The organism is Methylobacterium mesophilicum (assembly GCF_036441335.1).
Taxonomy (GTDB): Bacteria; Pseudomonadota; Alphaproteobacteria; order Rhizobiales; family Beijerinckiaceae; genus Methylobacterium; species Methylobacterium mesophilicum_B.
In genome coordinates this window covers 86,229-102,622 of the sequence record NZ_MLBW01000039.1, presented here as the reverse complement: position 1 = coordinate 102,622, position 16,394 = coordinate 86,229, and the positions used below count along the sequence as shown (strand labels likewise).

At 68.8% G+C, this 16,394-nt stretch carries 17 protein-coding genes and 1 pseudogene; 2 read left to right on the top strand and 16 right to left on the bottom strand.

What is annotated here, in order from left to right:
- The 9 genes from MMR14E_RS28950 to MMR14E_RS28910 all read right to left on the bottom strand — a co-directional run.
- A partial coding sequence (locus tag MMR14E_RS28950) for a hypothetical protein (RefSeq protein ID WP_331319095.1) occupies positions 1-201 on the bottom strand: 201 nt, incomplete at its 3' end.
- The gene (locus MMR14E_RS28945; RefSeq protein WP_331319094.1) at positions 185-1,312 is read right to left on the bottom strand and encodes a hypothetical protein; all 1,128 of its coding nucleotides are present in this window, start codon (positions 1,310-1,312) and stop codon (positions 185-187) included. The genes MMR14E_RS28945 and MMR14E_RS28950, both read right to left, overlap by 17 nt.
- A complete protein-coding gene (locus MMR14E_RS28940) occupies positions 1,309-1,722 on the bottom strand; it encodes a DUF4383 domain-containing protein (protein WP_331319093.1) in 414 nt (137 codons plus the stop codon). The genes MMR14E_RS28945 and MMR14E_RS28940 overlap by 4 nt, the downstream gene beginning before the upstream one ends.
- Positions 1,723-1,737: 15 nt before the next feature.
- The gene (locus tag MMR14E_RS28935) at positions 1,738-3,192 is read right to left on the bottom strand and encodes an FAD-binding oxidoreductase (RefSeq protein ID WP_331319092.1); all 1,455 of its coding nucleotides are present in this window, start codon (positions 3,190-3,192) and stop codon (positions 1,738-1,740) included.
- 589 nt (positions 3,193-3,781) lie between these two features.
- Positions 3,782-4,114 carry a nitrile hydratase accessory protein gene (locus MMR14E_RS28930; protein WP_331319091.1) on the bottom strand — a complete coding sequence of 111 codons (333 nt, stop codon included), beginning with the start codon at positions 4,112-4,114 and terminating at the stop codon, positions 3,782-3,784.
- Between the two features lie 11 nt (positions 4,115-4,125).
- Positions 4,126-4,749 carry a nitrile hydratase subunit alpha gene (gene nthA / locus MMR14E_RS28925; protein WP_331319090.1) on the bottom strand — a complete coding sequence of 208 codons (624 nt, stop codon included), beginning with the start codon at positions 4,747-4,749 and terminating at the stop codon, positions 4,126-4,128.
- Positions 4,750-4,759: 10 nt separating this feature from the next.
- Complete coding sequence (gene nthB / locus MMR14E_RS28920) at positions 4,760-5,494, bottom strand: nitrile hydratase subunit beta (RefSeq protein WP_331319089.1); 735 nt, start codon at positions 5,492-5,494, stop codon at positions 4,760-4,762.
- Between the two features lie 29 nt (positions 5,495-5,523).
- Positions 5,524-6,531 (bottom strand): GTP-binding protein, encoded by a 1,008-nt coding sequence (locus MMR14E_RS28915; protein ID WP_331319087.1) that lies wholly within the window; start codon positions 6,529-6,531, stop codon positions 5,524-5,526.
- A gap of 215 nt (positions 6,532-6,746) precedes the next feature.
- Positions 6,747-7,424, bottom strand: coding sequence for an HD domain-containing protein (locus MMR14E_RS28910; protein ID WP_331319085.1), 678 nt, complete (start codon positions 7,422-7,424; stop codon positions 6,747-6,749).
- 118 nt (positions 7,425-7,542) lie between these two features.
- Between MMR14E_RS28910 and MMR14E_RS28905 the strand changes: the two genes are divergently transcribed.
- Positions 7,543-8,508 carry a GlxA family transcriptional regulator gene (locus MMR14E_RS28905; protein WP_331319083.1) on the top strand — a complete coding sequence of 322 codons (966 nt, stop codon included), beginning with the start codon at positions 7,543-7,545 and terminating at the stop codon, positions 8,506-8,508.
- Positions 8,509-8,590: 82 nt separating this feature from the next.
- On the opposite strand, the gene MMR14E_RS28900 is transcribed toward MMR14E_RS28905, so the two are convergent.
- From MMR14E_RS28900 to MMR14E_RS28870, 7 genes and pseudogenes are all read right to left on the bottom strand, one after another.
- Positions 8,591-8,785, bottom strand: a complete 195-nt coding sequence (locus MMR14E_RS28900) for a tautomerase family protein (RefSeq protein WP_331319082.1) — start codon at positions 8,783-8,785, stop codon at positions 8,591-8,593.
- An 82-nt stretch (positions 8,786-8,867) separates the two neighbouring features.
- Positions 8,868-9,134 (bottom strand): annotated as a pseudogene (locus MMR14E_RS28895) (SDR family NAD(P)-dependent oxidoreductase); the annotation flags it as partial.
- 26 nt (positions 9,135-9,160) lie between these two features.
- Entirely contained in the window at positions 9,161-9,865 is a 705-nt protein-coding gene (locus MMR14E_RS28890; RefSeq protein WP_331319080.1) for an ABC transporter ATP-binding protein, read from the bottom strand.
- Positions 9,862-11,751, bottom strand: a complete 1,890-nt coding sequence (locus tag MMR14E_RS28885) for a branched-chain amino acid ABC transporter ATP-binding protein/permease (RefSeq protein WP_331319078.1) — start codon at positions 11,749-11,751, stop codon at positions 9,862-9,864. The genes MMR14E_RS28890 and MMR14E_RS28885 overlap by 4 nt, the downstream gene beginning before the upstream one ends.
- Positions 11,751-12,626, bottom strand: a complete 876-nt coding sequence (locus MMR14E_RS28880; RefSeq protein WP_331319077.1) for a branched-chain amino acid ABC transporter permease — start codon at positions 12,624-12,626, stop codon at positions 11,751-11,753. The genes MMR14E_RS28885 and MMR14E_RS28880 overlap by 1 nt, the downstream gene beginning before the upstream one ends.
- Before the next feature lie 10 nt (positions 12,627-12,636).
- Positions 12,637-13,944, bottom strand: a complete 1,308-nt coding sequence (locus MMR14E_RS28875) for an ABC transporter substrate-binding protein (RefSeq protein ID WP_331319076.1) — start codon at positions 13,942-13,944, stop codon at positions 12,637-12,639.
- 44 nt (positions 13,945-13,988) lie between these two features.
- Complete coding sequence (locus tag MMR14E_RS28870) at positions 13,989-15,014, bottom strand: carbon-nitrogen hydrolase family protein (RefSeq protein ID WP_331319075.1); 1,026 nt, start codon at positions 15,012-15,014, stop codon at positions 13,989-13,991.
- A 137-nt stretch (positions 15,015-15,151) separates the two neighbouring features.
- Here MMR14E_RS28870 and MMR14E_RS28865 point away from each other — a divergent pair, with 137 nt between their 5' ends.
- On the top strand, positions 15,152-16,135 hold the full coding sequence (locus MMR14E_RS28865; protein WP_331319073.1) for a LysR family transcriptional regulator: 984 nt from the start codon (positions 15,152-15,154) through the stop codon (positions 16,133-16,135).
- Positions 16,136-16,394: the final 259 nt, after the last annotated feature.

Below are 16,394 nucleotides of genomic sequence, written 5' to 3'. Positions count from 1 at the left end.
CACCAGGTACGCGCGGCCGGCCGAGACCAGGGCCCCGTTATCGGCGGCCGCCAGGGCGGCGGGGTTCCCGAGCGCCACGACGGTCTCCGGCTGGACCGCGAGGGCGGTCAGCGCGGTCACGCCGAGCCCCCCGGCGAGCGCCGCCGCGACGGCGCCGACCGGCAGGCCGCGCCGCGGTCGCCGATCAGTAATCGTAGGCATGCTCGAACCGCCCCCCCGCGGCCTCCACGGCGCGGATCTGCGCGACGAGCTGCTCCACCGCGGTGTCGTAGCCGACGCGCTGCCAGCCCGGCTCGGACTGGATCGGCATCGCGAACAGCGGCTCGGCCCCCGCGAGGGTGACCGTCCGGCCCGGCGGCAGGAGGACGGTGGTGAGGATCCGGCGGTTGCCGGCGATCTCCAGGACGGTCCGGCCCCGCGCGCCGAGGCCCCGGACGATCTCCGTGAAGGCCCGGTAGCGCGGCGTCTCCATCAGGGCGGCCGGGCCGCCGTCGCCGGCCGGGACGGGGCCGAGGAGGGTGATGCGTGGGTCGGCGGCCGCGTCGTCGGCATCGAGCCCCGCCACGACGCTGCGGATCGTCAGGCCGGCCGGGTCCATCCCGGCGAGCCACGCGATCCCCCGCGCGTAGGCCCATTTCACCCCGTACTGCAGCGTGAGCGCGCCGCGCCGCTCGACCGCCCGCAGGGACGGCGTGAACGGGACCTCGTGCCAGAGCCGGGACAGCGCCGCGTCGAACGGGTAGCGGTACCAGGGGGTCTGGCGCAGGAACGCGGCGTAGTCCGCGAGCAGCCGGGCGTTGAACCGGTCCTCGTCCGTCGGCTCGGGCCCCCGCCACCGCGCGGTCAGCGCGCCGAGGGTGCGCTCGTAGGCCCCCTGGATCAGCATCTCGGCCGTGAAGCTGAGGCCGATCACGTAGTTGGTGACTTTCTGGCCCGCGGTGACGTCGCCGGTGCGCCCGGCCGCCCGGGTCGCCCCGCACAGGCTCGTCCAGAAGCCCGTCGTCGCCGCCCAGTAGTCGAAGGCCGATTCCGAGGCGGAACGCGTCACCCCGGCGAGGTCCGCGTAGGCGTGGACGATGTCCCATTCGGGGAAGGTGAGGTAGCTGTCGCCGGCCGCGCGCTTGTAGCCCTCGGGGGCGATCCCGAAGCGCCCGCCGCCCGCCGCCCGGACCTGCAGGGCGGGGTCGGGCGCGGCCGCGCAGCCCCCCTCGATCGCCGCGACCGGCAGCGCGCAGGCGAGCGCGAGGACGGCGAGGCCGGCGGCCGCCCAGCGGGCGAGCCGCCAGCGGCGGCGGCCGGGCCGCGGGCTCACGCCGCGACCGTCGCGGCGCSGCGCCGCGGCCACCAGCCGAGCACCACGCCGGCGAGCCCGAGGCTCAGGTGCGGGCCGTTCGAGAGGAGCGGGCTGTCCTGAAACCCCTTCAGGAACAGCGACAGGTCGAGGAAGCTCGACCCGGTGAGCACGCCGACGACGCCGTCGAGGAGGTAGATCGCCCCGAAGGCGCGCAGGAAGGTCACGGCGGCCGACCGCGACCACAGGGCGGCGGCGAGGGCCCACAGGCCGGAGGCGAGGTGGAGCGCGTCCTTGTAGACGTCGAGCCGGAACAGGCCGAAGACGCGCCCCTCCGCGTCCCGGAAGGCCGGGACGTAGTCGGTGCCGGCGGCGAACAGCAGGATGGCCGCGAAGGCGAGGGCGGCCGCCCGGGGGAGTGAGACTGTCACGGCGGATCCTCGCGTTCAGGCCATGTAGGTCGACCACAGGGCGTTCCGGAACAGCAGCCCCGGATCGTAGCGGCGCTTGGCCGCCACGAAGGCGTCGAGTCCGGGATAGGCCCGGGCCATCTGGTCGCGCCGGGCGTGCAGGCGATAGGGCAGGTAATAGGCCCCGCCGATCGCCACGACCCGCTCGATCAGGGCCTCGGTCATGCGCATCATCGCGGCCTCGTCGCCGGGGGTGAGCCCCTGCGAGAACGACATCACCGCGCCGATGCGTGGGGACGGCGCGTAGGCCAGCGTCGAGTCCGGGTCCGCCGCCACGTAGCGCAGGGTGACGTTGAGGCAGTCGCAGCCCGAGCGCGGGATGGTCTCGCGGCAGGCGGCGAGGAACGCGTCGAAGCGCTCGGGCGGGACGAAGTACTCGTGCAGGATGTCGGTGCGGCCGCCGTCGCGGGAGGCGAGGTTGGCCACCGGCTCGTTCATCAGGGTGTTGCGGGTGGCGAGGCCGGGATCGAGGGCCGGGTTGAGCCGGGTCTCGGCGATCCAGCGGGCGCGCTTGCCGAATTCGCTGCCGACCTGGGCGCGGTAGATCTCGCGCGAGACCGCCGTGAACGCGCCCTGCTGGGTCGCCGCGGGCAGAACTTTCGGCGGGTGCTCCGCCTCCGCGTAGGTGACCAGGATCGCCTCGTCGAAGAACCCGGCCCGCGCCACCGAGAGCCGGCCATAGGCCATGCGCAGCCGCGGATCGCGCTCGACCGCGGCCACGAAGGCGGGGGCGAAATCGGCGGCCGGCATCACCGCGTAGGTCGGTGCCAGGAGGACGTTCGGCACCATCTCGACCACGAGGTCGACCAGGATCCCGAACAGGCCGTAGCCGCCCATCGCCAGCCCGAACAGCGCGGCGTTCTCGGTGCGGGAGCAGGTCACGAGGCTGCCGTCGGCCAGGACGAGGCGGAGGGCGCGGACGGTGGAGCCGAACGGGCCGTGCGGCGCGGGCCACCCGTGGGCGTTGACGCTGAAGGTCGAGCCGACCCCGAAATCGCTGTTCGACTGCATCACCGCGGGCGAGAACCCGATCCGGTCGAGCTGCCGGATGACCTGCGACCAGCGCGCGCCGGCCCCGACCCTGTAGAGGCCGGCGGCGGTGTCGGGCTCGATCGGGCCGCCCTCCAGGGTTACGGCGGTTCCGTCGCGGGCGAGGCTCTGGCCGCCCATGGAGTGGCGGGCAACGCCGACGGCGACCGGCCGCCCGGCGGTGGCGGCGTCCCGGATCTCGGCGCGCACGGCCTCGATCAGGGCCTCGGTCGAGTCCGTCGGGAGCACGGCGTGGCGCATCACCGGGGTCGGGTTGAGGCCGCTCGCGTCGTTCAGGATGGTCCGCGGCGCGGCCCGGGCCGCCCGCGGCAGCAGAGCGGCGGCCGCCACGGCGCCGCCGCCCGCGAGGATCCCGCGCCTGCTCGGTCCTGTCCCGGCCATGCCCGCCCTCGCTTCGCGCCGACGGGGCGACCGACTCGCCCCGACGGCCAACCCTGCGACGGGTTCGGATCCGGCGGCGTGAGATCGCGCACGGTGCGCCGCCCGCCGGTACAGCGGTGCGCAATCAGCAGCATGGGCAGAGCGCGGTCAACACCCCGATGCGGACCGTCCCGGCCGTCGCCAGGCCTCCGGGACGGAGGCATCCCGGACAGCGCTCGAACCGGCTCGAACGATGTGCTCGAGAACCCTGGCGCGCCAGTCCGAACAAAAATGCGAACACTTATGTCATTGAGGTGGCCCGATAATTTTTGAGGCCCCGCTGCTCCGTAGCTCGGCATTATCAGCGGATGATCTTATCCAACTGCAACGCATCCTCACAAACCGGACGTTCCGCTATGCGCCCATCTCGGCTGCTCAGCCGCGTCTCGCGGATTCTCCGAAGTGGTCGCTGTGGCAGCACAGCTTGTGTGTCTCAGCCTCGTCCATTGCTGCCGAACAGTAGTCCGCGGCCGAATCCCGAGATTAGACTTTACTCAGCAATGAGCCAGAACACAGAACATACGCATCCGTGTGGCCTTATAAGAGTGCTTTAGGTCGTTGGCATTGTCGAGACCAAAGCGGCGGCCTTGCCTGAACCGAAATGGATCCGCGTGACGCGTTCAAGAGCGTTCAGCCAGCATTCGTAGTAGTCCCAACCCGGGTCGTCGCGAGAATGGCATGATTCCCACGCCGCGATCTCCGCAATCAATGCCTGCCGGAAGTCTTCCCACTCGAAGTGGCCGTCCCGGGCAAGGGCCACCGCCAAACCGAACGCCTGCCGCTCCCAAGGTTGATGGAAGCAGAGGCTGCCGTTGGCACGGGGTGGGGTGTCGGGTTGCCCCATCATGCTGGCGACGGCGAAGTGCTCGAAGCTCGTTTGCACGACGGATGCCCTCAAGCCGCCTTCGGCATGGCAACGGCCACGCCCATCATCGCCTCGGGCGTAACCAGCTTCGCGAGGTCGTCCTCGCTCATTCCCTGGGTGCCGTCCGGCCGCTCGGGCACGACGAACCAGCGGATCTGGGCCGAGCTGTCCCAGGTGCGGATCTCTTTCGCGGGGTCGACCTCCAGGCCGAACTCCTTGAGCACCGCCCGCGGCTCCCGGGCCGCACGGGCACGGAAGGACGGGTCCTTGTACCAGTAGGGCGGCAGCCCCAGCACCGGCCAGGGATAGCAGGAACACAGCGTGCAGATGATGAGGTTGTGGACCTGAGGTGTGTTCGCGACGGCGCGCATATGCTCGCCCTCGGCGCCCGCCGCTCCTGTAGGCAGACCGAGTTGGGCGACGGCCGCCATCGTGTCGGCCACGAGCAGCGCCTTGAACGCGTCGTCGGTCCACGCTCTCGCCACGAGCTTGGCGCCATTGAACGGGCCCATCTCGGTTGCGAAGGTCTGCATCACTTTGTCGACGGTCTGGTCGGTGATGACGCCCTTCTCGATCAGCAAGGCTTCGAGCGCCCGCACACGCGCCGCGTTGCGCGCCTCACGGTCCGGGGGGTAGGCGAAGCGGTCGGTCATCGGTTCTCCCTCACGCGGCACCCCGGTCCTCGACCGGGCGCAGGTAGGCGTCGAACAGGTCGGCGTAGATGAAGAAGCCGGGCTCGGCGTTGCCGGGCCAGAGGTGCTGGGGGTCGAACTTCACGCAGTAGACTGGCATGGGTGGGCCGATGCCGTCGGGCCCGGTCGAGCACAGGTAGCTGAATGCGTCGTCGTAAACGGTCTCGACGACCCCGACCTTGTTGCGCAGGTAGCCCGGTAGGCGGGTGTGCTCGACCGTCGGTGGATCGGCGACCCGCACCGTGTCGCCCAAGGCGAAGCGTGGCTTGTGCGCCCACTGGTGCCAGGGTGAGTCGCCGTCCATCAGGTACTTGTGGATACGGTCGTCAATTTCCGGCGTGCCGCCCGACGGCAGCGGCCTGACCGGGTCGGCGAGGTACTCGTCCGTGCGCGCGTCGAGCTCGGCCTGCGTGATGTACCCGTTGGCGACGCAATAGCCCGAGATGCCGCCGAGCCATTTCTCGTAGTAGCGGTACTTGAAGTAGTCGAACGGGTTCATGGCCTCGGCGCCTTTGCGCAGGTCGGCCCAGGTCCAGAAAGTGCGGAAGGTGCTCGACGTCTGCGGCAGGTTGAGATGCGGGCTGAGCGCCATCATGGCGGTATGGATGCCGAAGATGCGCTCCTCCCAAGTCTCCACGAAGACGCGCAGCTCGGGCTGAACGGGGTCGAGGCCTTCGAGGCCGCCAAGGGTGTGCTGGAGCTTCATGGGGCCTCCGTTCAGCTTCGTGAGCTCGCTCAGGCCGCCTGCGCCGCACGGCACTGCGCAAGGCCGGCCGCGATCTCCTGGGCATCGAGGTTGCGGCCGATGAACACGATCTCGCCGCGCCGTAGCTCGCCGGGTCTCCAGGGTTTGCCGGGCCGGCCGTCGAGGGTCATGTGCACGCCGTGGAAGACGTAGCGCCGAGCCTCGCCGACGAGGGCGACGATGCCCTTGATGCGCAGGATGTCGGCGCCCTTCGTCTGCACGAAGCGGTTCAGCCACCCGAAGAACGCCGTTGCATCGAGATCGCCCTCGGGGCGGAGCGAGACGCTCGCGATGGCGTCGTCGTGCGTGTGCTCCATGTCCGACAGGAGGTCAGGCTCGATGGCCAGCGCGTTCTTCAGATCGAAGGCGCCGATGCCGAGCACCTCCGCGGCTGAGACCGTCCCGTCCCGCATGCGCCGGATGCGGGCGAGCGGATTGATGCGGCGAAGCTCGGTCTCGCAAGCCTTCAGAGCAGCCTCATCGACGAGGTCGATCTTGTTGAGGAGAAGGAGGTCGGCGAAGGCGATCTGCTCCCGTGCGACGTTCTCTCCGCCCGCCGCCTCGGCCTCCTCGCCCATCGACAGCCAGAGCGGGTTGTGGCGGGCATCAACCACAGTCACGAGCGCGTCGAGTTCGGTTCGGGCCCGGAGATTCTCGTCGAGCATGAAGCTCTGAATGACGGGGGCCGGGTCGGCGAGGCCCGTGGTCTCGATCAGGATGCGTCGCACCTGCTGCGGCCGCGCGAGCAGGCGCCCGATCGTGGTGACGAGGTCGGCGCGGACCGTGCAGCAAATGCAGCCGTTGTTGATCTCGATCACGTCCTCGTCGACGCCCACGACGAGGTGGCCGTCGATGCCGACCTCGCCGAATTCGTTGACGATGACGGCCGTCTTCTCGGCCTCGCCCTGCGCGAGCAACTGGTTGAGAAGAGTGGTCTTTCCTGATCCCAGGAAGCCCGTGAGCACCGTGACAGGCACTTTTACCGCCGTCGCCGCCATGCGTCACCTCGACCTTGTTCCGCTTCGGTGCCGCGAAGATTAGGCGGTCGCTCGTGCCGGCGTACAGTTCGGCGTCACGACAGATCCTGCCAGATCAAACGCAGTTTCGGACACGCCCGAATGGGATGGGCACCGACCGGGAACCGATGCCGCGATCCCTGCAGGCGGCGTGCCATGCGGCCTGCCGGCCGGTCCGAGCGACCGGCCGGCGACGCTCAATCGTGCCCGCCGCAGCCGCAGCCCGGGGCATGCGTCCCGCCGAGCCAGCGGGACATGCGGATCACGCTACAGAAGTTGCCCTTGCGGAAGCCGGGCTCCTTGTCGGCGATGACGTCGGCCTTAACGTTGCCGAAGGTGGTGTCCGGCTTGTGCTTGATGCCGTCGTAGAAGGCCTGGATGATGTCCTCCTTGAAGTCCGGCGTGCGGGGGAAGGCCGAGACCACCGCCTCGCGCTCCGCGTCGGAATACTGCGCGTAGGTCAGGCCCAGCACGTCCATCTCGACGCCGGCCGTGACCAGGGCGACCACCGGATGCATGTGGACGGGGATGCCCGGCGTGGTGTGGAGCGCGATGGCCGTCCAGACAGTGTAAACGTCCGCCTCCGACACGCCGTGCGCCTTCAGGAACTCGCGGGCGGCGTTGGCGCCGTCCACCTCGAAGCGCTCCGCCGTGCTGCTGTGGTCCGGCATCAGGCCGAGATCGTGAAACATGGCGCCCGCGTATAGCAGCTCGCGGTCGAAGGTCAGGCCGCGATGGACGCCGGCGAGGGCGCCGAACTGATAGACCCGGCTCGAATGGTTGAAGAGCAGTTCGGTCTCGGTGTCCCGGACGAACTCGGTGATCGCCCGGGCGAGCTTGCTCTCGGGAATGGCGGCTTCGGACGAAACGCTCATGGACGAGGCTCCTTTGCGCTGCATGTCCTGTTGAGCTAGGGGGAACCGAGCTTGGCATCAATCGTCGTGATACGATTATTTCTGCCAACGTTCCTACATCCTCGGACACCGGATTCCCATGCCGTCCCGGTCAGTCGCCCTTCTCGCCTTGCCCGACGTCCAACTCCTCGACGTGGCAGGCCCCCTCGACGTCTTCGCCGAGGCGAATGCCCAGTGCGGTCGGGAAATCTACAGCCTCGCCCTCGTCGGGACCGCACCGGGCCCGATCACGACCTCGTCGGGACGGCGGTTGCTGCCGGACCTCATCGCTCCCGCTGAAGCGGGCCCGGCCTTCGACACGCTCCTGGTCGCTGGCGCACCGCGGATGCACGAGGCAGCGCTCGGGGCCGAGCTTCTCGCGTGGCTCCGCGCTGCCGCCGCCCGCTCTCGCCGCTACGGCTCGGTCTGCAGCGGGGCCTTCCTGCTCGGCCAGGCCGGCCTTCTGGATGGTCGCCGCTTGACGACGCACTGGGCCGTGGCAGAGGTGCTGGCCGAGCGCTTCCCTGAAGCGCAGATCGAGGCAGATGCGATCTGCCTGTTCGATGGGCCGCTTCGGACCGCCGCCGGCGTCACGGCGGGGCTCGACCTCGCGCTGGCACTCGTGGAGGAGGACCTCGGGGCTGAGGTCGCCCGGCGGGTGGCGGCTCAGCTCGTCATGTTCTTCAAGCGCGGCGGCGGCCAGCTCCAGTTCAGCCGGCGCGGGGTCAGCGCACCATCTGGTCGCTCGGCGCTACAGGAGGTCCAGCGCTGGGTGGCCGCGCACCCGGCCGAGGATCACGGTGTCGACAGGCTGGCTGCCCGGACCGGCATGAGCCCTCGCCACTTCGCGCGAGTATTCCGGGCCGAGACCGGCCTGACCCCGGCCGCCTACGTCGAGACCGTCCGGATCGAGGCTGCTCGCCGCCTCCTGGAGACGGGCGAGGTGGCCCTCAAGCAGGTCGCTGGCGCGTGCGGGTTCCGGGACGCCGACACGCTCCGGCGCGCCTTTGTCCGGCGGGTCGGCACCACGCCCGCCGAGTACCGGCGCCTGCATGCCCCCGGGTGACACTCAACCATGACGGCCACAGGAGCGCGTCTGTGGCGCGCCGCTTGGGAAGCCGCATGACTGTTTCGGCCGCGACGGGCGGTCATGGCTTCGGTGCGCGATAGTCTCGCAAGGGTAGACTGCCCTGCCCGAGGTCCTTGATCCCGTACTCGTGGAAGATGACGGTCGTGTTCTCGCGGGGCTCGCCCATCACGTCGAAGAGCAGATCGGCGATGCCCTCATAGACTGCGGCCTTCTGCGCATCGATGGTGCGGTCCGCACCCGGAGGCGTGCCCACGGGTCACGAGGATGTTCACGATTGGCATGCGGCTCTCCAGGACAGACGGGGAGAGCGCCCGATGCGTGCTCCCCGTAATGGGTCAGCGACCCGCGATCAGGCCACCGTCGACGTGGAGGATCTCGCCCGTCGTGAAGGAGACGTCCTCAAGATAAAGCACGGCGCGGACGATGTCCTCAACTGCGCCCATCTTGTTCATGGGGTGGAAGGCGGCCAGGGCACCGTAGTCCTCCGGCGCATGCATCGGCGTCTTGATGACGCCGGGGGCGACGGCGTCCACGCGGATGCCGCGCTTGACGTACTCGATGGCCAGGCTCTTCGTGGCGGCATCCATGCCCCCCTTCGTCAGCATTGAGCCGGTGTCTGTGGTCTCGCTCACGGCGCCAAGCCCATGAAATCTCGCATCGGAGCGGGATCCGTCCGGAGAGCCGAGGCCTGTCCCTCATAGACGATATGGCCGTTGTTGAAGCCGTAGACCCGGTCGGCGAAGCTCAGGACCGCCGCGACGTTCTGCTCGACCACGACGATCGTGCGCCCTTCCTGGACAAGACGCTTCGTCAACTCGACCAGATCCTGCACGATCAGGGGGGCCAGCCCCTCGAAGGGCTCGTCGAGGAGCAGGATGCGGGGGTCGCGGATTAAGGCGCGGGCGATCGAGAGCATCTGCTGCTCGCCCCCCGAAAGGGTCCGCGCCCGCGAGGTGCGCCGTTCCTTCAGGCGGGGGAAGATCTCCCAGATCCGCTCGATAGGCCACGCCCCGGACGCGGTCAGGCGGGCGACGCGGAGATTTTCCTCGACTGTCAGGCCACCGAACACCGCCCGCTCCTCCGGCACAAGTTGCATGCCAACGCAGGCGATCTTCGAGGGGGGAAGACCGTGGATCGGCTTACCGTCCAACCGAATCGTCCCGCGCCGGGGGCTCAGCACGCCCATGACGGTGCGCAGCGTCGTGGTCTTGCCCGCGCCGTTGCGGCCGAGCAGGGCCACCACCTCGTTCTCCTCGACCCGCAGGGAGACGCCGAACAGGACGTGCGAATCGCCGTAGAGGGAGTCGATGCCCTCGACTTCGAGCAGGCTCATGCGGCGCTCCCGAATTTGGCGCCGGCTTCCGCAGGTCCGGCTCCGAGATAGGCCCGTTGCACGGCGGCGTCCCGGCGGACGAGGTCGGTGGGGCCGTCGGCCAGCAGGCGGCCCTCGCACAGAACAGTGATCCGCTCGGCCAGTTCAAAGATGGCGTCGAGGTCGTGCTCCACGACGACGACCGTACAGGCCTTTGCGATGCGCCGGATCAGGGCGCAGGTCGCCGCCCGCTCCGACAGGCTCATGCCCGCCAGCGGCTCGTCCAGAAGCAGGACGTTCGGGCTGATGGCGAGCGCCATGCCGATCTCCAGCCTTCGCTTCTCGCCATAGGCCAGGACGCTTGCCGGGGTTTCGGCCCGCTCGCCGAGATCGAGAAGGTCCATCAGGGTCGCGACCTGCGCCTCCACCTGGGGGCGGCCATCGGCGGGGGCGAGGAGATCCAGGCGGAAGCCGCCCCGCGCCCGTGACAGCGCCGCCACCCGCAAGTTCTCCCGCACCGTCAGATTCATGAAGAGCTGGTTGAGCTGGTTGCTCTTGGCGACGCCTCGCCGGGCCGCCCGGCTCACCCCGCCCCCGGTCAGCCGCTCTCCGAACAGCAGCACCTCGCCCGCGCTCGGGCTCACCTCGTCGGAGAGCATCTTGAACAGGGTGCTCTTGCCCGCCCCGTTCGGCCCGATCACCGCATGGATCGCCCCCCGGCGCACGGTGAAGCTCACGCCGTCCACCGCTTTCAGGCCGCCGTAGTGCCTGGCGAGCCCGCGCGCCTCCAGGGCGATCTCCCCGTGCGCGCTGCGTCCGTCCACCGCCGGGCGCGGCATCGGCAGGGCGATCTCGGCCGGGATGGCACGGGCCGGTGCCCCGCCGGCCGCCTCAATGGCCTCCGTCCGGGCGAGCTGCGCGCGGAGGCGCCGGGCCTCTTGGCGGCGGTTCCAGAGATGTACGATCTCCCCGCAGATGCCCCGGCGCAGGCCGATCACGAGGCCGATGAAGGCGAGCCCCAGGACGAGCTTCCACAGGGGTCCGAGGCCGGGGATGAGTTGCAGGTTGTCGCGCAGCCAGAGCCAGAGGGCCGCGCCGACGAGCGGCCCGACCAGGGTGCCGACCCCGCCGACGATGGTCTGCACCACGAGCTGCCCCGAAGTCTCCAGGGCGAAGGCGTCCGGCGGCATGTAGCTCTGGAACGGCCCGAGCATCGCCCCGGCGAGCCCGGCATAGAGGGCGGCGATGGTGAAGGCGGCGAGCTTGTAGGCCGGGACGTCGTGGCCGAGCATCGCCACGCGGGCGGTGTTCTCCTTTACCGCCCGCAGGATCAGCCCGACGGGAGATTTCGCGATGCGGCGGGCCAGGACGAAGCCGACGAGGAAGGTGGCCGCCAACAGCGCGTACATCGGCAGCCCGGCGGTGATCCGCACCGCGTTCGCCCCGAAGCCAATCGTCGGAAGGGGCACCCCGGCGATGCCGTTTTCGCCGCCAGTCCAATCGGAGAGCGGGGAATTCTCGATGAAATAGGCCATCTGGCCGAAGGCCAGGGTGATCATGGCGAAGTAGATGCCGATGCGCCGCACGGCGAGCCAGCCGACGAGGAGGCCGAACAGGCCCGCCGCCAGCGTCCCGGCCAGGAGGGCGAGCCAGACGCTCCCCACCGTGCCGGAGACAAGGAGGGTGGCGGCGACGAAACCGCCCGTCCCGTAGAAGGCCGCCTGCCCGAAGGAGAGGAGGCCCGCGAGACCGAAGAGGATGTCGAGCCCAAGGCCGAACAGCGCCCAGTTGAGCGCCCGCGACAGCAGATCGTGCGAGAAGCCCAGCGGCGGCAGCAGGACGGGGGCGAGGACCAGGAAGGCAGCGAGGGCCAGTTCGGGGAGGATGCGGCGAAGGGCAGGGGGCATCACACGCGGCCCTCCGTGCCAAACAGCCCTTGCGGGCGCGCCACCAAGACGAGGGCCATCAGGCCGTAGAGCATCACCTCCGAGTAGGCGGAGCTGAAGGCGCTCGTCAGGCTGATCACCTCACCCGCGATAAGCCCGCCCACCACGGCGCCGGGGAACGAGCCCAGCCCGCCCAGCACGATGACCACGAAGGATTGCACCATGAAGCTCGCGCCCATGTCGGGCGTCACCGAGACGACGGGGGCGTAGAGCATGCCGGCTAGCCCCACCGCGACGATGCCGATGGCGAAGACGAGGAGGAAGGTGCGGCGTACATCGATGCCGAGGATGCCGACCATGCCGGCATTCTCGATCCCCGCCCGCACCACGAGGCCGATCGCCGTCCGGTAGAGGACGAGGTAGAGCCCGACGAGGAGGGCCGCGACGATGCCGATGAGCTGGAGCCGGTAGGTCGGGTAGATGAGGAAGCCGAGCTTGGTCGCCCCGACGCCCCAGGAGGGCACCGGCACCCGCTGGCTGTTCCCGCCGAACCACGCGCGCAACGCCTCCACGAGGACGATGCCGATGCCGTAAGTGACGAGGATTTGGTCCTCGTCGGGCCTCGCGTAGAAGTGGCGGATCACCAGCCGCTCCATGGCGAAGCCGAGGATCAGCATGATGGCGCAGCCGCCGAGCAGGGCGAGCAGGAAGGAATGCGTCGCCGACATCATCACGAAGGCGGTGTAGGCCCCCACGGCGAACAGCGCGCCGTGGGCGAAGTTCAGGACACCGAGCGTCCCGAGGATGATGGTGAGCCCGCTGGACACGAGGGCCAGAAGGCTTCCGAGGGCGAGGCCGTTGAAGGCCTGGGAGAGGAGAACCGCCGTGCTGGGCATGGCCGGTCCCTCAGGTGTAGGGGCCGAGCTTGCAGCCGAACAGGTCGGGCGCGTTCATCACGCTCTCGCCCTCGACCACGTCCACGATCTCGTAGAAATCCTCTGGCCCCTTCATCGCGCCGGGCGTCTTGCCCTTCAGGATCGGGATCGGCCGGACCATCTGATGGTCCTCGGCGCGGTAATAAACCTTGCCGATGGTCGAGTCGTAGGGCTGGCTCTTCGAGGCCTCCATCGCCTTGATCATATCGACCGGGTTGAACCCGCCAACCCGTTCCGCCGTGAGCGCCCAAAGGTAAGTCTGCATGTAGGCGATGTGGGCGCCCCAGCGCGGGTGATACTTGTTCTTCTCCAGGAAGCTCGCCACGAACGTCTTGGCCAGCGGATAGCGGTCCTCCAGCGTCCACCAGAAATCGCAGGAACCGTAGACGCCCTGCATCAACTCGGCGCCCAGTTCCTTGTCCTGGAAGGAGGACAGGTTCGGCACGACGAGCTTCATGCTCGACAGGACACCGAACTGCTCGGCCTGCTTTGTCGAGGCGACCGCATCCGCGCCGAAGCAGATGTTCACGAAAACGTCGGCGCCGCTATTGGCGATGTTAAGGAGTGCCGAGCTGTAATCGGCGGTGCCCAGCGGCACGGTTTCCTTCAGAACCTGCGTCCAGCCCGCCTCCTTGGCGAACTTGGCGAAGGATTCGTAGACCGTCTGGCCGTAGGTGTAGTCCGGCACCAGAAAGGCCATCTTGCGCTTGGGGCCCAGCGCCTTGGCGACCACCGGGGCCAGCGCCTTGGCGGCCATGTAGGCGTTCTGCTGCGAGCGGAAGCCGTAGCGCTGGCAGTTCTTGCCGGTGACGTCGTTCGAGCCGGCGATGCCGACCATGTAGAGAACCTTGTCGCGGCTCGCGAGCTCTTCGAGGGCGATGGCCTCCGAGCTGCTGACCGAGCCCGAGAACTGAATCGCCTTGTCCCGCTGGATGAACTGCGTCGCCGCCTGCACCGCGACGTTGGGTTTCCCCTCCGTATCGGCGACCTTGTAGCGGATCTGGCGCCCGAGGACGCCCTTGCCCTTGAGGCCCCAGGCGGTCGGGATCTCGCCGCCCGCATTGATCTGTGCGATGGCAAGTTCGTAGCCGAGCTTGAGATCGCTGCCGTCACCGGAAAAGACTCCGGTCAGGGGCATGGTGAGGCCGAGGAAGACGGACTCGGCGCCGACGCCCTCCGGGAAGGTGCCGATCGTGGCGGGCGCCTGCGCCCGGGCCAAACCCGGCAGCATCAGTCCGGCGGCGCCCCCGAGGAGCAGCTTGCGACGGTCGAACAGCATGGCACATCTCCGCTCAGGCAGGGGTCGGGGCAAAGCTCAGCAAGTCACGCGCCGTCGCCGGGGACGGGCGTGAGGACGGCCGCCGCGGGCGGAGCCGAGGCGGTATCGCGAAAAGTCGCAGGGGCGAGGCGGCGGCGGTTCACCGCGAGGTCGAACACGTCGAAGCGGTTGTAGTAGCCGACCACATCGTGGAACTGCTTCGGCTCGATGCAGGCCGCAAGGTCGATCTCGGCGTAGAGGATTCCCTCCTCCTGCAGCGCCTCGCCGATCTGGGTCCCGGTGGGATCGAGGAAGAACGAGGCCGCGCGCGGGGTCCCTTCCAGCACTTCGGCGGCCCGGGGATCGCAGGCAGCGATGGTATCGAACGCCGCCCGGTCGAGCACGCTCGCGGTGACGAGGCCGAAGACCTTGGCCTCGAAGCAATGGGCGCCCGCCCGGAGGCGGTTGGCGGCGAGGTTGTCGTAATTGCCCCCACCCGCCGGGCGCCGCGTCGGCCAGACCGGCGGCCAGGACGAGATGTGGAGCTGCTCGCCCTGCGCCATCAGGCTGTAGCGGGCCAGCGGGTTGGTGTTCTCGCCGCAGATGAGCTGGCCGATACGCCCGATCGCGGTCTCGACCACCCGCAGCCCGGCCCCGTCCCCCGCAGCCCAGATCAGCTTCTCGTAGAAGGTCGGGACTAGCTTGCGGTGGTGGTTGAGGATGTCGCCGTCCTCGCCGATCAGCAGGTTGCTGTTCCACAGGCATCCGACGCTCACGGGCGACCGCTCGCTGATGCCGATGGACACGACGATCCCCGCCGCCTTCGCGGCTTCGCGGATGCGGACGACTTCCGGCCCGTCGACCAGGATCGACTGGTCGGCCATGCGGGCGAACAGGTCGTGGTTGTCGATCGGCGCCGCCAGGGCGGCCCAGACCGGAAAGGCCGGGATGAAGGTTTCCGGGAAGGCGACGAGGGCCGCGCCGGCCCTGGCCGCCTCGTGGACGAGGGAGACCGCCTTGTCCGTCGTCGCCGTGGCGTCGAGGAAGACCGGTGCGGCATGGATGGCCGCCGCCTTGAAACGGGAATGCATGAACGGGGATTCCTGGATTGCCCTTTCGAGGCCGAGCTTAGGCAGCCTGTCCGCCGCTTGAAGCGGTCAATTCCGCAAGCGCCCTTGCACGGATCCCGAGCCGCAGACGTGGCGCGACTCTTGCGGCGCGCGAGGCTATGCGTGCCCTCGATCAGCTCGACTGGGATGACCTGAAGGTCTTCGTCCATGCCGCCCGTGGGGGCAGCCTCGCGGGAGCGGCCAAGAGGCTGAGGGTCGATCAATCGACCGTCAGCCGGCGCCTCGCCCATCTGGAAGCCGCCCTGGGCGTCTCCCTGTTCGAGCGCGTGCCCTCCGGCCTGCGCCTGAGCGAGGCCGGCCAGCGCCTGCTGCGCCACGCGGAGCGGGTGGAGAGCGCCATCATCGCCATGGAGGAGGAGGTCACTCCCGGCTCCGGGCAGGCCGGAGGCCGCGTCCGTCTCGCGACGATGGAGGGCATCGCCTCCCTCTATCTCGCCGAGCGGTTCGTGCGCCTGCACGAGACGCATCCCGACCTCACCGTCGAGCTACTGACATCGCCCCAGACGGTCTACGTGAACCGCCGAGAGGCCGACCTCTTCCTGAGCTTCTTCGAGCCACCGGGGCAGGGGCTCGTCTCCGAGCGGATCGGCCGCTTCCGGCTCGGGCTCTACGCCTCACCGGGCTACCTCGACCGGGCGGGAACGCCACGATCCATCCAGGAGCTGGAGCGCCACGCCTTCGTGACCTACGTCGAGGATCTCGTGCAGGTCGATTGCGTGCGTTGGCTCGACGAGATCATCGCGAACCGGCGTACTGTGTTTCACTCGACAAGCATGATCGCCCAGAAGCAGGCGGCGGCCGGTGGGCTCGGCATTGTCCTTCTCCCAAGCTTCGCGGTTGCTGGACGTGACCTCTTGGTCCCCGTAATGCACGATGACCTGTCGACGACCCGAGATCTCTGGCTTAACGTCCACACCGACCTGCAATTCTCGCCCCGCATCAGGGCAGTCTCGGCCTTCCTGAAAGCCCTGTTCCGCTCCGATCCCTCGCTGCAGGTTGGTCTTCGGCTTTCGCAACCGGTCTCAGTTTCAAGGCCTGCAATATCTTCGAGGGACTGGCGCGAGAATGCCAAGGCCGTTTGATTCTTGAAGATGAAAAGCATATTCAACTGTTGTTTGATGGTAATTTTTCGAGCTAGCCCAGTGGACAATCAGCTTCCTTGCGGTTGAGTCGATTCTTTTCTGCGATCCATCTTCCATTGCGATGAGAATATACGTTTTGGGGAACCGCGCCGATCATGTTCTGTGACCAGGTTGGGTCAATAGAAGCTTGTCCGCTTTTCCGGCGGCCCAACTCGGAAGCCACTCTTCCGCTTCCGGCCAGATCTGGTCGACTGCTTCG